Source organism: Burkholderia sp. BCC0405 (assembly GCF_902833075.1).
Lineage (GTDB): Bacteria > Pseudomonadota > Gammaproteobacteria > Burkholderiales > Burkholderiaceae > Burkholderia.
This window is the reverse complement of record NZ_CADFEO010000009.1, coordinates 128,424-142,468: the sequence shown is the minus strand read 5'-3', so window position 1 is coordinate 142,468 and position 14,045 is coordinate 128,424. Positions and strand designations below refer to the sequence as shown.

Annotated in this window: 11 protein-coding genes; 4 read left to right on the top strand and 7 right to left on the bottom strand. The window is 69.0% G+C overall.

Features of this window, described 5'->3' with window-relative positions; genetic code table 11:
- Positions 1 to 3: 3 nt before the first annotated feature.
- Positions 4 to 1,542 (bottom strand): MFS transporter, encoded by a 1,539-nt coding sequence (locus HWX36_RS17060; protein ID WP_175953218.1) that lies wholly within the window; start codon positions 1,540 to 1,542, stop codon positions 4 to 6.
- 178 nt (positions 1,543 to 1,720) lie between these two features.
- Here HWX36_RS17060 and HWX36_RS17055 point away from each other — a divergent pair, with 178 nt between their 5' ends.
- Positions 1,721 to 2,650, top strand: a complete 930-nt coding sequence (locus HWX36_RS17055; protein ID WP_175953217.1) for a LysR family transcriptional regulator — start codon at positions 1,721 to 1,723, stop codon at positions 2,648 to 2,650.
- A 30-nt stretch (positions 2,651 to 2,680) separates the two neighbouring features.
- Here the strand turns inward: HWX36_RS17055 and HWX36_RS17050 are convergent, their stop codons facing one another.
- From HWX36_RS17050 to HWX36_RS17025, 6 genes are all read right to left on the bottom strand, one after another.
- Positions 2,681 to 3,820, bottom strand: a complete 1,140-nt coding sequence (locus HWX36_RS17050; protein ID WP_175953216.1) for an enoyl-CoA hydratase/isomerase family protein — start codon at positions 3,818 to 3,820, stop codon at positions 2,681 to 2,683.
- Positions 3,817 to 4,608 carry an enoyl-CoA hydratase gene (locus tag HWX36_RS17045; protein WP_175953215.1) on the bottom strand — a complete coding sequence of 264 codons (792 nt, stop codon included), beginning with the start codon at positions 4,606 to 4,608 and terminating at the stop codon, positions 3,817 to 3,819. The genes HWX36_RS17050 and HWX36_RS17045 overlap by 4 nt, the downstream gene beginning before the upstream one ends.
- A complete protein-coding gene (gene mmsB, locus HWX36_RS17040; protein ID WP_011354325.1) occupies positions 4,608 to 5,507 on the bottom strand; it encodes a 3-hydroxyisobutyrate dehydrogenase in 900 nt (299 codons plus the stop codon). Before mmsB ends, HWX36_RS17045 begins: the two co-directional genes overlap by 1 nt.
- An 18-nt stretch (positions 5,508 to 5,525) precedes the next feature.
- A complete protein-coding gene (locus HWX36_RS17035) occupies positions 5,526 to 7,049 on the bottom strand; it encodes a CoA-acylating methylmalonate-semialdehyde dehydrogenase (RefSeq protein ID WP_175953214.1) in 1,524 nt (507 codons plus the stop codon).
- A gap of 101 nt (positions 7,050 to 7,150) precedes the next feature.
- Positions 7,151 to 8,857 (bottom strand): AMP-binding protein, encoded by a 1,707-nt coding sequence (locus HWX36_RS17030; RefSeq protein ID WP_175953213.1) that lies wholly within the window; start codon positions 8,855 to 8,857, stop codon positions 7,151 to 7,153.
- Between the two features lie 315 nt (positions 8,858 to 9,172).
- Complete coding sequence (locus HWX36_RS17025) at positions 9,173 to 10,306, bottom strand: acyl-CoA dehydrogenase family protein (protein ID WP_175953212.1); 1,134 nt, start codon at positions 10,304 to 10,306, stop codon at positions 9,173 to 9,175.
- A gap of 137 nt (positions 10,307 to 10,443) precedes the next feature.
- Here HWX36_RS17025 and HWX36_RS17020 point away from each other — a divergent pair, with 137 nt between their 5' ends.
- The 3 genes from HWX36_RS17020 to HWX36_RS17010 all read left to right on the top strand — a co-directional run bounded on the left by HWX36_RS17020 (position 10,444) and on the right by HWX36_RS17010 (position 13,930).
- Positions 10,444 to 11,478 (top strand): AraC family transcriptional regulator, encoded by a 1,035-nt coding sequence (locus HWX36_RS17020; RefSeq protein ID WP_175953211.1) that lies wholly within the window; start codon positions 10,444 to 10,446, stop codon positions 11,476 to 11,478.
- A gap of 116 nt (positions 11,479 to 11,594) precedes the next feature.
- Entirely contained in the window at positions 11,595 to 13,160 is a 1,566-nt protein-coding gene (locus HWX36_RS17015; protein WP_175953210.1) for a nodulation protein NfeD, read from the top strand.
- Positions 13,157 to 13,930 (top strand): slipin family protein, encoded by a 774-nt coding sequence (locus HWX36_RS17010; RefSeq protein WP_175953209.1) that lies wholly within the window; start codon positions 13,157 to 13,159, stop codon positions 13,928 to 13,930. The genes HWX36_RS17015 and HWX36_RS17010 overlap by 4 nt, the downstream gene beginning before the upstream one ends.
- Positions 13,931 to 14,045: the final 115 nt, after the last annotated feature.

Sequence of the window (14,045 nt, the reverse complement as noted above, 5' to 3'; positions counted from 1 at the left end):
GCATCATTCGCACACGGGCGCCCCGCGCCGCGCCGGCGCGAACGCCACCGCGCTCGCCGTCGCGAGCACGGCCACGCCCGCCGCGCCGTACATCATCACCCAGCCGAACCCGTGCACGAGCGCCGCGTGCAGCGCCGCGCCGGTCGGGTCGGCCTGCGCGAGCGCCGGTGCGATCTCGTGCAGCGCGTCGGTACGGCCGGATGCGATTTCCTGCGCGAGCCGGCGCAGCGCCGCGTCGCCGATCGTGCCCGCGATACCGGCCTTCAGGCTCGCGACGATCCCCGCGACCAGCACGAAGCCCATCGCCGCGATGTTCAGCGCGAGCGAGATCATCCGCGCGCTCATGTCGATACCCGACGCCATTCCGGCACGCGAGCTCGGCACCGCTCCCGTGGTCGTATTGGTCACGGGCGTGTTCGTGAGCCCGAGCCCGATGCCCGCGATCACGCAGCCGGGCAGCATCGTGATCCAGCTTGCAGGGTCGGCCGCGCTGCCGATCCGCATCAGCGCGAAACCCGCCGCGATCGTGAACAGGCCGCCCGGGATCACGACGCCCGGCCCATGGCGCAACGCGAGCCGTTCGCCGAGCGGCGGCGCGACCAGCGTCGGCAACGTGTACGCGAGCAACGCGAGGCCGGCCGTCACGCTGTCGTAGCCGAGCGCGACCTGGAACCAGATCGGCAGGTAGATCATGAACGGCCAGAAGCTGAAGTTCATCCCCATCGAACCGAAGATCGCGCCGGTGAACGCGCGAATCCGGAATACCGAGAAGTCGAACATCGGCCGCGCGCTGGCGCGTTCCGCGATGAAGAAGCCCGCCAGCGCCAGCACGGTCGCACCGAGCACGCCGAGGCCGGCGGCGCTGGTCAGCCCGAGTTCCGCGCCTTGCGTGATGCTGAACGCCAGGCCGAGCACCGCGAGCGACAGCGTGACGATGCCTGCCACGTCGAGCCTGCCCGCATGCGGATCGCGCGACTCCCGCACCGCGCCGCCGATCAGCACGAGCGCGATGGCCGCGAGCGGCGCATGGACGAGGAACACCCACGGCCAGCTTGCCAGCGCGACGATCGCGCCGCCGACGATCGGCCCGAAACCGAGCCCGATGCCGAACACGATCCCCCAGATCCCGAATGCGCGGCCACGCTCGCGGCCCTCGCGAAACTGGTGCGACAGCACCGCAATCTGGCAGATCAGCATCGCGCCGCCGCTGGCGCCCTGCAGCAGCCGGCCCGCGACGAGCACCGGCACGTTCGGCGCGAGCCCGCACAGCAGCGATGTCGCGCCGAACAGCACGGTGCCGATCGCGTACACGCGCTTGCGGCCGAACCGGTCGGCGAGCGTGCCGGCCGCCATCAGCACGGTCGTGCACGCGATCGTGTACGCATTCATGATCCACTGCATGCCGCTGAAATCGCCATGCAACACGTGTTCGAGCGTCGGCAGGATCACCGGCACGCTCGAGATTTCAAGGCCGAACATCAGCGACGTGAGACAGACGGCCGCGAGTGCGACCGCATTCCTGCGGGAGTCGGATAGCGTCATGCGTATTGCGCCACGGCCCGGGAACGGGCCGCGCGCCTCCAGGTGAGAAGGATTCGCCACGTGCGGCCGGCGACGCACGCTGGGCGGGAATCGGTACTATAGTGAGAATTTCCATCCCCATTGACGCACGCCTTTCTCCAGACTGGGGAACTGCAGGACTCAATTACCGCCCCCTCCCATGACCGACAGACTCGACGGCGTGACGACCTTCGTCCAGGTAGTGGAATCGGGCAGCTTCGCGCTCGCCGCGGAGCGGCTCGACATGACGCGCTCGGCCGTCGGCAAGGCGGTCGCGCGGCTCGAGAAGCGGCTCGGCGCGCGGCTGCTGCAGCGCACGACGCGCAGCCAGAGCCTGACCGACGACGGCCAGGCGTACTACGACCGCTGCGTGCGTGCGCTCGCGGAACTGGAAGCGGCCGAAGCCGACCTCGACTGCGGCCGCAACGAGCCGCGCGGCAAGCTGCGCCTGAGCGTGCCGCTTGCGTTCGGGCACCACTGCGTGACGCCCATCGTGCTCGATCTCGCGCGCACCTATCCGCATTTGCGGATCGACGTGTCGATCACCGACCGTTTCGTCGATCTCGTCGAGGAAGGCATCGACCTCGCGGTGCGCATCGGCACGCTCGCGGACAGCACGAGCCTCGCGGTGCGGCGGCTCGGCACGCAGTACGGCAGCCTGGGCGCGGCGCCGTCGTATCTCGCCCGCTACGGGATGCCGAAGACACTCGACGATCTGAAAGACCACCGGACGATCGCGTATTCACGTTCGGGCGTGATTCAACCGTGGGACTTGCGCGCGCCGGACGGCTCGACGGTGCGTGTCGACATGCCGCACCAGCTCAGTTTCGACGACGTGCAGGCGATTGCGGCGGCCGGCGCATCGGGGTTCGGGATCGCCTGGCTGCCGAGCTGGCTGCTCGATCACTACGTGAAGCGCGGCGAGATGACGGTCGTGCTCGACCGCTGCTTCGTCTGCGAAGGCGACATCCACGCGATCTGGCCGAAGACGCGCTACCTGCCGCGCAAGACGCGCTGCGTGATCGACGCGCTCGCACAGGCGATTCCGCCGATGATCGAGCGCCGGGATGAGGTCAACGAGATGAAATGAAACCGACGCGCCGCGCGGCGCGTCGGGCCGTCACGCAGCGCCGAGATCGGCCAGCGGATGCGCGAACAGCTTCCACGGCGACGTCAGGAAATGCCGCACGCGTTCGGCGCGCAGTTCCACGAGCGACGCGGGCGCCCAGCGCGGCTTGCGATCCTTGTCGACGAGATGCGCGCGCACGCCTTCGCAGAAGTCGCCTTCCTCGATCGCGCGCGCGACGATGCCGAGCTCCATCCGGAACGATTCGGCCAGCGTCATCTGGCGTCCGCGCAGCAGCGCCTCGCGTGTCACGGACAGCATCGTCGGCGAGTGGCCGGTGAGCGCTTCGAGCGTCGCCTGCAGCCATTGGCGGTGCTCGCGCGACAGCTCCTCGCGCGCAAGATCCTGCGTCAGCGTCGCGACGATCCGCTCGACGGTCGAACGCTTGTCGAAGTGACGCACGATCCACGGCATCTGGCTGTCGAGCGCCGCGTGCGGCACGACGTTGCACGGCGGCTCGAACACCTTGCGCAGCAACGGCAGCACATCGCCTTCCCACTTGACGCTTTCGATGCGCGTCTCGAACGTGTCGAGCCATGCGGACGGCACGCACAGATCGGCGAGCTTCGCGGTCAGCGCGTCGGCGCCCGACAGCATCGCGCCGGTCAGCCCGACGTACAGCTCGAGTTCGACCGGCATGCGCGACAGGAAATGCGTCGCGCCGACGTCGGGCACGAGGCCGATGCGCGTCTCCGGCATCGCGATCTTGCTGCGCTCGGTCGCGACGCGCAGCGCCGCGCCCTGCGCGAGGCCCATGCCGCCGCCCATCGTCACGCCGTCCATCAGCGCGACCACCGGCTTCGGGAACGTATGAATCGCGTAGTCGAGACGATATTCGTCGACGAAGAACGGCAGCCAGGTTTCGCGCTGCGCGACCATCCTGTACAGCGCGCGCACGTCGCCCCCCGCGCAGAAGCCCTTCTCGCCGGCACCGCGCAGCACGACCGCGACGATCTGGTCGTCGTCGCGGCAGCGCTCGAGGAGTGCGGCCAGCTCGCCGATCATCGCGTACGACAGCGCGTTGAGCGCGGCCGGCCGGTTCAGCGTGATCAGCGCCACGCGATTCACCACGCGGAACTGCACCTCGGATGCGCGCTCCGCGAACGCGTCGTGATTCGTCACCGGCGTGCTCATCGTTGCGACTCTCCGTCGGTACGCCACTGCGGCGCGCGCTTGCCGAGAAACGCGGCCACGCCCTCGCGCGGATCGTTCGTATCGAACAGGTCGACGAAGCGCTCCCGCTCGACCGCGAGCGCCGCGCCGCGCGGCACGCCGCGGCGCGCGAGGCCGATCAGCTCCTTGCTGTACGCGACCGCGTGCGGGCTCTGCCGCACGACGTTGCGCGCGAGCGCCAGCGCCGCATCGCGCGACGCGCCCGACTCCACGACGTCCTCGACGAGGCCGATCCGCAGCGCCGTGGCCGCGTCGACACGCGCGCCGGTCAGGATGATCTTCTTCGCCCAGCCTTCGCCGACCAGCCAGGGCAGCGTCTGCGTGCCAAGGCCGCACGGCAGCAGGCCGACCGACGGCTCGGGCAGCGCCATCTGCGCATGCGTCTCCGCGATCCGCAGGTCGCACGCGAGCGCGCATTCGAGCCCGCCGCCCATCGCATAGCCGTTGATCGCCGCGATCGTCACGACGCGCGCGTCGTGCAGCGCCTCGAACGCCGCGCCGAAGCGCGACGCCATCGCGCGCGCAACCGCGCGGTCGCCTTCGGCGAACGTGTTCAGGTCGGCGCCCGCGCTGAAGAACTTCGGGCCGTCACCGGTGATCACCAGCGCGCGCACGCGCGGGCTCGCATTCAGTTCGGCGACGGTGTCCTGCAGTTGCCGAAGCCCGTCGGCGGTAAAGGCGTTCGCGGGCGGACGCTTGAGCGTCGCGCACGCGATCGCGCCATCGTCGACGTAGTCCAGTTCGATCATCACGCGTCCTTCTTCGTTGCCGGTTGGTACAGGCGGATCACCGCCGAGAAATCCAGCTGGCCGTCGCCGCGGCTGCTCATCGTCTGGTACAGCTGCTGCGCGAGCGCGCCGAGATAGACCGGCTGGCGGGCCTGCTTCGCCGCGTCGTTCGCGAGGCCGAGATCCTTCAGCATCAGGTCGGTGCCGAAGCCGCCCGAGTAGCCGCGCGACGACGGCGCGGTATCGATCACGCCCGGATACGGGTTGTACGTATCGGAACTCCAGCAGCGGCCCGTCGACGTGTTGACGATGCCGGCCAGCACCTTCGGGTCGATGCCGAGCGCGACGCCGAGCGACATCGCCTCCGACACGGCCGCCATCGAGATGCCGAGCACGAGGTTGTTGCAGACCTTCGCGACCTGCCCCATCCCCGTCGCGCCGCAGTGGACGATGTTCTTGCCCATGCCCGCGAGCACCGGCTTCACGCGCTCGAAATCCGCATCGCTGCCGCCGACCATGAAGGTCAGCGTGCCGGCCGCCGCGCCGCCCGTGCCGCCCGACACGGGCGCATCGACGAACGCGCCGCCGTGCTCGCGCACGAGCGCGCCGAACGCCTGCGCGCTCGCCGGGTCGATCGTGCTCGAATCGATCACGGTCGCGCCCGCGCCGAGGCCGGCGAGCACGCCGTTCTCGCCGGACAGCACCGAGCGCACGTGCGGCGCGGCCGGCAGCATCGTGATGACGAACGTCGCACCCGATGCCGCATCGCGCGGCGACGCGGCCACCTGTGCGCCGGCGTCCTGCAGCGCGCGCAATGCGTCGGCGCTCAGGTCGAACGCGTGCACTTCGTGGCCCGCTTTCAGCAGGTTCAGCGCCATCGGCGCGCCCATGTGGCCGAGGCCAATAAAACCGATTTTCATGTTCGTGTCCTCCGCCGCTCAGTGCAGCCGGATCGTCGTATTCACCGGGGCGGCCGTCGTGTCGTCGTCGAACCAGCGCGCGGTGACCGTCTTGGTCTGCGTGTAGAACTGCACGACCTGCTTGCCGTACGGACCGAGATCGCCGAGCTTCGAGCCGCGCGAACCCGTGAAGCTGAAGAACGGCACGGGCACCGGAATCGGGATGTTGATGCCGACCTGGCCGATGTCGATCTCGCTCTGGAACTTGCGCGCGGCCGCGCCGCTCTGCGTGAACAGCCCCACGCCGTTGCCGAACGGGTTCGCGTTGACGAGCGCGATCGCGTCGTCGAGCGTGTCGGCTTCCATCACGACGAGCACCGGCCCGAAGATTTCATGCGTGTAGACCGACATGTTCGTCTTCACGCCCGAGAAGATCGTCGGGCCGACGAAGTTGCCCTGCTCGTAGCCGGGCACCTTCACGTCGCGGCCGTCGAGTTCGAGCTTCGCGCCTTCCTTCACGCCTGCGTCGATCAGCGACAGGATGCGCTCCTTCGCCGCCTTCGATACGACGGGGCCGACGTCCGTGCCCGCTTCCGCGCCCGCGTTGACCTTCAGCGCCTTCGCCTTCGCGACGATGTCCGGCAGCCAGTCGCGCGCGTTGCCGACGAGCACCGCGACCGAGGTCGCCATGCAGCGCTGGCCGGCCGCGCCGAAGCCCGCGCCGACGAGCGCGTTGATCGCCTGCTCGCGGTTCGCATCGGGCAGCACGACTGCGTGGTTCTTCGCGCCCATCATCGACTGCACGCGCTTGCCGTGCGCGCTGCCGAGGTTGTACACGTGCGTGCCGACGGCAGTCGAGCCGACGAACGAGATCGCCTTCACGAGCGGATGCGTGCAGATCGCATCGACGACTTCCTTGCCGCCGTGCACGACGTTCAGCACCCCTTTCGGTACGCCGGCCTCGATCGCGAGCTCGACGAGCTCCATCGTCGACAGCGGATCCTGTTCCGACGGCTTCAGCACGAACGTGTTGCCGCACACGATCGCCATCGGGAACATCCACAGCGGAATCATCGCGGGGAAGTTGAACGGCGTGATGCCCGCGCACACGCCGAGCGGCTGGCGCAGCGTGTAGGTATCCACACCACCCGCGACGTTCTCCGCGAATTCGCCGAGCTGCAGCGAACCGATCGAGCACGCGTGCTCGACCACTTCGAGGCCGCGGAAGATGTCGCCTTCGGCATCGGGAATCGTCTTGCCCTGCTCGGCCGTCAGCGTCTTCGCGATGCGCTGCTGGTTCGTGCGCACGAGATCCTGGAACTTCAGCATGATGCGCATGCGCGCGGCGATCGGCGTGTTCTTCCAGGTCGCGTACGCGGCGTGCGCGGCCTGCACGGCCGCGTCGACTTCCGCGACGGTCGCGAACGGCACGCGCGCGAGCACCTGCTGCGTCGCCGGGTTGACGATGTCACGCCACTCGTTCGTGGCGGACTCGACGAAGGCGCCGTCGATCAGCAGCTTGACCGTCGGCACGTCTTTCGAATTCGCGTTCATCGATCCCATCTCCTTGCAGAGGGCCGCGAAGCGCGATATCGCCGCGCGGCCGGTTCAATTCGGCTGCGGGCGGCCGCCGCGAATTGCGGCGTGCGCGGCCCGCGCTCACGTCACTTCAGTTCGGCGGCGAAATCCTCTTCCCAGTATTCGCCGGGCATCCGTTCGCTTGCGTCGTCGCCGCGCTCGATCTCGCGGCGACGCAGCTCGACGCGGCGGATCTTCCCCGAGATCGTCTTCGGCAGCTCCGCGAACTGCAGGCGGCGAATGCGCTTGTACGGCGCGAGCTTCTCGCGCGAGAAGCGGAAGATTTCCAGCGCGAGTTCCGGGCTCTCCTCGTAGCCCTGCCGCAGCGTGACGAAGGTCTTCGGCACCGACAGCCGGACGGGGTCGGGGCTCGGCACGACGGCCGCCTCGGCGATCGCCGGATGCTCGATCAGCACGCTCTCGAGTTCGAACGGGCTCAGCCGGTAGTCGGACGACTTGAACACGTCGTCCGCGCGGCCGATATAGACGTAGTAACCGTCGTCGCGGCGCATCGCGATGTCCGACGTGCGGTAGTGGCCGTCGCGCATCGCGTAGGCCGTCGCGTCCGGATTGTTCGCATAGCCTGTCATCAGCCCCACCGGGCGCGTCACGTCGGCGCCGATCGGCAGCGCGACCTCGCCTTCGGTCACGGGCGCGCCGTCCGGGTCGAGCAGTTCGATCCGGTAGCCGGGCAGCGGCCGGCCCATCGAGCCCGCGACGACCGGCTGGCCCGGCGAGTTGCCGATCAGGCAGGTCGTCTCGGTCTGGCCGTAGCCGTCGCGAATCGTGATACCCCACGCCTTCTTCACACGCTCGATGATCTCGGGATTCAGCGGCTCGCCCGCGCCGACGATCTCGCGCAGCTTCACGTCGAACGACGCGAGCGGCTGCTGCACGAGCATGCGCCACACCGTCGGCGGCGCGCACAGTGTCGTCACCTGGTACTTGACGAGCGCATCGAGCACCACCTTCGGTTCGAAGCGCGCGTAGTTGAACGCGAACACGCACGCCGGCGCGTTCCACGGCGCGAAGAAGCAGCTCCACGCGTGCTTCGCCCAGCCCGGCGAGCTGATGTTCCAGTGGATATCGCCCGGCTGCAGGCCGACCCAGTACATCGTCGACAGATGGCCGACCGGATAGGTGCGGTGCGTATGCTCGACGAGCTTCGGTTTCGACGTCGTGCCCGACGTGAAGTACAGCAGCATCGCGTCGTTCGACTGCGTGACGGCGTCGGGGCTGAATGCGGCGCTCGCCGCGTAGCCGTCGTTCATCGCGAGCCAGCCTGCGCGCGGCGCGCCGGCGACGATCCTCTGCGCGAGGCCGAGATCAGCCTGTTCGAATTTCGCGGTTTCGTTCTCGTCGACGATCGCGTATTTCGCGCCGCCGATCCGCACGCGGTCGCGCACGTCGTCGGGCGACAGTTGCGTGGTGGCAGGCAGCACGATCGCGCCGAGCTTCATCGCGGCGAGCATCGCGTCCCACAGCTCGACGCGGTTCGGCAGCATCAGCAGGATCCGGTCGCCGCGCACGACGCCGATCGAGCGCAGCCAGTTCGCGATCCGCGACGAACGCTCGGACATCTGCGCGAACGAATACGGATCGCCCGTGCCGGTCGCGGCGTCGACGATCCACAGCGCGGGCTGGTCGTTGCCGCGCGCCATCGGGTCGAAGTAGTCGAGCGCCCAGTTGAACGCGTCGAGCACCGGCCACTCGAACTCGCGATACGCGGTGTCGTAGTCGGTGCGATGGCGCAGCAGAAAGTCGCGTGCGTCCAGGAATGCCTGTACCGTCATCGTGTCGTCTCCTGTCGGTCCACGTTAGCGCTTTAGCGCTTACGTGGACCCCATGCCTTGCGCGGTCGACGAGAGTTAGCGCTTTAGCGCTTACTCTCGTCCCGTGCCTTGTGCGGTCGGTTCGCATAAGCGCTTCGGCACTTACGCCGCCTCCATGCCGCGGCAAGTCTCCATGCCTCGCGGTCAACCCGCGCATGCGCTGCATTACATGCCCGATTCCCTTTTACGCGGCGCACGGTCACGTCGTTGCGTGCCGCGTTCGCCGTGCTGCCCTCGCGCCCTTCGTGATGCTTCTGTCGACGCAATCGCCGCGGCTCAAAGCTGCCGCGCGATCACCATCCGCTGCACTTCGCTGGTGCCTTCGTAAATCTGCGTGATGCGCGCGTCGCGATAGTGACGCTCGACTTCGTAATCGACCAGGTAGCCGTAGCCGCCGTGGATCTGGATCGCGTCCGAGCACACGCGCTCGGCCATCTCGGACGCGAACAGCTTCGCCTGCGATGCTTCCGACAGGCACGGCAGCCCGGCCGTGCGCAGCTTCGCCGCGTGATGCACGAGCAGGCGCGCGGCGTTGATCTGCACGGCCATGTCGGCGAGCTTCTGCTGGATCGCCTGGTGCTCGGCGATCGGCTTGCCGAACTGCACGCGCTCGCCCGCATAGCGGCGCGCCTTGTCGAACGCGGCACGCGCGATGCCGAGCGCCTGCGCGGCGATGCCGATGCGGCCGCCTTCGAGATTCGACAGCGCGATCTTCAGCCCTTCGCCGCGATTGCCCAGCAGGTTTTCTTCCGGAATCGCGCAGTTCTCGAACGTGATCGGGCACGTATCCGACGCGCGGATGCCCATCTTCTTCTCGGGTTTGCCGACGATGAAGCCCGGCGTGTCGGTCGGCACCAGGAACGCGGAAATGCCGCGCTTGCCGGCTTCCGGGTCGGTCATGGCAAAAACGATCGCGACGCCGGCGCGCTGGCCGTTGGTCACGAACTGCTTCGCGCCGTTCAGCACCCATTTGCCGTCGCGCAGTTCCGCACGCGTGCGCAGGTTGTTCGCCTCGGAGCCGGCCTGCGGCTCGGTCAGGCAGAACGCGCCGATCACGCGGCCGGACGCCATCTCGGCCAGCCAGCGATCCTTCTGCGCCGGCGTGCCGAAGCCGAGGATCGGCCCGCAGCCGACCGAGTTGTGCACGCTCATCATCGTCGCGCACGCGGCGTCGCCCGCGGCGACCTCTTCCATCGCCAGCGCATAGGCCACGTAATCCGTATACGAGCCGCCCAGCTCCTGCGGCACGATCATCCCGAGCAGGCCGAGTTCGCCGAGCTGCGCGACGATCGCGTCGGGCAGGTGCGCATCGTGGTCCCATTGCGCCGCGTTCGGCGCCAGCATCTCGGTGGCAAACGCGCGCGCGGCGTCGCGGATCATCCGCTGGTCTTCGGTGTAAAGCTCGTCCATGGTGCTGCTGTCTCCCGCGGCCGCCGGGCGCGACCGTCCTTGCGTTTCGATGCAACAAGTGTAGGCAAGCAGGCGCGACTGTTCGATGCTCGCGTCGCTCATTTACACTGAGCGTTTTTGCCATACCGGCGGCACGGATGAAGCAGGAAGACAAGGGAACCGTCGCGATCAGCCTCGTCGCTTACAGCGTCGCGCTCGCGACCCGGCGCGGCGTCGCGGCCGAGCCGCTGCTCGCGCAAGCCGGCATCGCACCCGCGCTGCTCGAGCAGCCGCGCGCACGCGTGTCCGCGCAGCAATACGGCGCGCTGTGGAACGCGATCGCGCGCGCGCTCGACGACGAGTTTTTCGGGCAGGATCGCCACCCGATGCGCAGCGGCAGCTTCATCGCGATGAGCCAGGCGGCGCTGTCCGCGCGCGACGGCCTGCATGCGATGGCGCGTGCGGTGAATTTCATGCACTGCGTGCTCGACGACCTGCACGCGGAGCTCGACGCGAACCCGCAGCGCGTGCGGCTGCGCTTCGTGCACCGCAACAACGGCGCGACGCCCGCGATGTTCACGTACGCGACCTATTTCATCATCGTCTACGGGCTCACCTGCTGGCTGATCGGGCGGCGCATCCCGCTGCTGCACGCGAGCTTTCGCTGCGACACACCGCCCGCCGACCACGAATACCCGTCGATGTTCTGTGACGACATGCGTTTCAACGAGCCCGATTCGTATGTCGATTTCGATCCCGAATTCGCGACGCTGCCGGTCGTGCAGAACGCGAAGACGCTGAAGACGTTCCTGCGCAACGCGCCGGCGAGCTTCATCGTCAAGTACCGCAACCCGAACGCGCTCGCGCAGCGCGTGCGCGCGGTGCTGCGCGGGATGCCGCCGGCTGCCTGGCCGGGCGCCGGCGGGATGGCCGCGCGGCTGCACGTGGCCGAGGCCACGCTGCGCCGCAAGCTGCACCAGGAAGGCCACGCATACCAGTCGATCAAGGACACGCTGCGGCGCGATCTCGCGTTCGAGGCGCTGGCCGACCCCGCGCGCACGATCGCCGACGTCGCGGCCGCGACCGGTTTCGCGGAGCCGAGCGCGTTCTACCGCGCGTTCCGCAAATGGAGCGGGCGCAGCCCGGCCGACTATCGCGACGAAGTGCTCGCGCGGGGCGGCGGCGCGAGCTGAAGGCGGCCGGCCGTCGTTTCGCGCTTTGTGCCGAAACCGCCTACTCTTTAAGTGTCGGGCTCACGCCCTTTCCGCCAGCCGGGCGGCACGCGGCCGCGCGCCGCCCGGACGCCGCGATGCACTTTCACCGTCACGGGCCGTCGCCGGCGCCTGCCACGCCCGGCGGCCACCCACGTCACCCGCTGTCCGCGCGGGTCGCGCGCGCCGCGCTGTTCGCGGCGCTACTCGTCGTGTGTGCCGCGGTCGCCGCGCCGCCGCCCGCCGAAGCGCCCGCCGCCCGCCCGGTGATCGTGATCCCCATCAACGGCGCGATCGGGCCCGCCAGCGCCGATTTCATCGTGCGCTCGCTCGACCGCGCGGCTCGCCAGCATTCCCCGCTCGCGATCCTGCAACTCGACACGCCCGGCGGCCTCGACACGTCGATGCGGCAGATCATCAAGGCCATCCTGGGCTCGCCCGTGCCGGTCGCCGCGTTCGTCGCGCCGGGCGGCGCGCGGGCCGCAAGCGCGGGCACCTACATCGTCTATGCCAGCCACTTCGCGGCAATGGCGCCCGGCACCAATCTCGGCGCGGCGTCGCCCGTGCAGTTCGGCATCGGCGGCGGCGCCACGCCGCCTGGCGGGAACCCTGCGGCACCGCGGGCGCCGGCCGGCACCCCGGGGGCATCGGGAGCGTCCGATGCGGCCGCTACGCAGGCCGCGCTGCCGACCGATACCCAATCGACCGAGATCCGCAAGGCGACGCAGGACGCCTCCGCCTATATCCGCGGCCTCGCGCAGTTGCGCGGGCGCAATGCCGAATGGGCCGAGCGCGCGGTGCGCGAGGCAGTGAGCCTGTCGGCGAACGAGGCGCGTGCGCAGCATGTGATCGACCTGATCGCACAGGACCCGGCCGACCTCGCTCGCCAGCTCGACGGCCATAGCGCGACGACCACCGCCGGCACGGTGCGGCTCGCAACCGCGCATTCGCCGCTCGTCGTGGTCGAGCCCGACTGGCGCAGCCGCTTCCTGGCGATCATCGCCGACCCGAACGTCGCGCTGATCCTGCTGACGATCGGCATCTACGGCCTCTTCTTCGAGTTCGCGAACCCCGGCTTCGTGCTGCCGGGCGTCGTCGGCACGATCTGCCTGCTGGTCGGGCTGTTCGCGATGCAGTTGCTGCCGATCAGCTATGCGGGCCTCGGCCTCGTGCTGCTCGGTCTCGGCTGCCTGGTCGCCGAGGCGTTCCTGCCGACCTTCGGCGTGCTCGGGTTCGGCGGAATCGTGTCGTTCACGATCGGTGCGCTGATGCTGATCGATACCGACGTGCCCGGCTACGGGATTCCGTGGCCCGTGATCGCGAGCCTCGCGCTCGGCGGCGGGCTGCTCGTCGCGGGCGTGTCGAGCGTCGCGCTGCGCGCGCGCCGCCGCCCGGTCGTAACGGGCGCCGAGGCGATGGTCGGCAGCATCGGCGAAGTGCTCGACGACGGCCTGCTGGCCGACCAGCCGCGCGGCGCGGCCGGGCCCGCACCGTCGGCCGCGGGCTGGGCGCGCGTGCACGGCGAGCGCTGGCGCGTCGCGAGCAGCGTGCCGCTCGCCGCCGGTTGCCGCGTGCGGGTCACCGGGCGCCAGGGGCTGCTGCTCACCGTCGCCCCGCTGTACGACGTGCCGACGCAAGAACAACACCAGGGAGTCCCGTCATGATCGGTTATACGTTCGGCTTCAGCAGTGTCCTGATCGTCTTCTTCGTCGTGCTGGTCGCGTCGTCGATCCGCATCTTCCGCGAGTACGAGCGCGGCGTCGTGTTCATGCTCGGCCGCTTCTGGAAGGTGAAGGGGCCGGGGCTCGTGCTGATCATCCCGATCGTCCAGCAGGCCGTGCGGATGGACTTGCGCACCGTCGTGTTCGACGTGCCGCCGCAAGACGTGATCACGCGCGACAACGTGTCGGTGAAGGTGAATGCGGTCGTGTATTTCCGCGTGGTCGATCCGGAGAAGGCGGTGATCCAGGTCGCGCGCTTCTTCGACGCGACCAGCCAGCTCTCGCAGACGACGCTGCGTTCGGTGCTCGGCAAGCACGAACTCGACGCGCTGCTCGCCGAGCGCGAGCAACTGAACGCCGACATCCAGAAGACGCTCGACGCGCAGACCGATGCATGGGGGATCAAGGTGTCGACGGTCGAGATCAAGCACGTCGACCTGAACGAGACGATGGTGCGCGCGATCGCGCGGCAGGCCGAGGCCGAGCGCGAACGGCGCGCGAAGGTGATTCATGCGGAAGGCGAACTGCAGGCATCGGAGAAACTGCTGCAGGCCGCGCAGCGGCTCGCGCAGGAACCCCAGGCGATGCAGCTGCGCTACCTGCAGACGCTGACGACGATCGCCGCGGACAAGAACTCGACGATCGTGTTTCCGCTGCCGATCGATCTGCTGGGGGCGTTGCTGGATCGGTTGGGGGGGAAGCGGGAGGGGTGAACCGGATATGCACCGGATCGTGCGGATGAAGGGATGCGAGAACCGGAGCATCCCTGAACCGCCACATCGGCCGAATGGTATGGACGATGGCGGCCCACGAGAAGTTGACGTATAC

Bases quoted from the DNA above. Each gene is read 5' to 3' on its own strand.
- HWX36_RS17060 (WP_175953218.1), bottom strand. From the start codon at position 1,542: ATGACGCTATCCGACTCCCGCAGGAATGCGGTCGCACTCGCGGCCGTC.
- HWX36_RS17020 (WP_175953211.1), top strand. From the start codon at position 10,444: ATGAAGCAGGAAGACAAGGGAACCGTCGCGATCAGCCTCGTCGCTTAC.
- HWX36_RS17010 (WP_175953209.1), top strand. From the start codon at position 13,157: ATGATCGGTTATACGTTCGGCTTCAGCAGTGTCCTGATCGTCTTCTTC.
- mmsB (WP_011354325.1), bottom strand. From the start codon at position 5,507: ATGAAAATCGGTTTTATTGGCCTCGGCCACATGGGCGCGCCGATGGCG.
- HWX36_RS17025 (WP_175953212.1), bottom strand. From the start codon at position 10,306: ATGGACGAGCTTTACACCGAAGACCAGCGGATGATCCGCGACGCCGCG.
- HWX36_RS17055 (WP_175953217.1), top strand. From the start codon at position 1,721: ATGACCGACAGACTCGACGGCGTGACGACCTTCGTCCAGGTAGTGGAA.
- HWX36_RS17050 (WP_175953216.1), bottom strand. From the start codon at position 3,820: ATGAGCACGCCGGTGACGAATCACGACGCGTTCGCGGAGCGCGCATCC.
- HWX36_RS17030 (WP_175953213.1), bottom strand. From the start codon at position 8,857: ATGACGGTACAGGCATTCCTGGACGCACGCGACTTTCTGCTGCGCCAT.
- HWX36_RS17015 (WP_175953210.1), top strand. From the start codon at position 11,595: ATGCACTTTCACCGTCACGGGCCGTCGCCGGCGCCTGCCACGCCCGGC.
- HWX36_RS17035 (WP_175953214.1), bottom strand. From the start codon at position 7,049: ATGGGATCGATGAACGCGAATTCGAAAGACGTGCCGACGGTCAAGCTG.
- HWX36_RS17045 (WP_175953215.1), bottom strand. From the start codon at position 4,608: ATGATCGAACTGGACTACGTCGACGATGGCGCGATCGCGTGCGCGACG.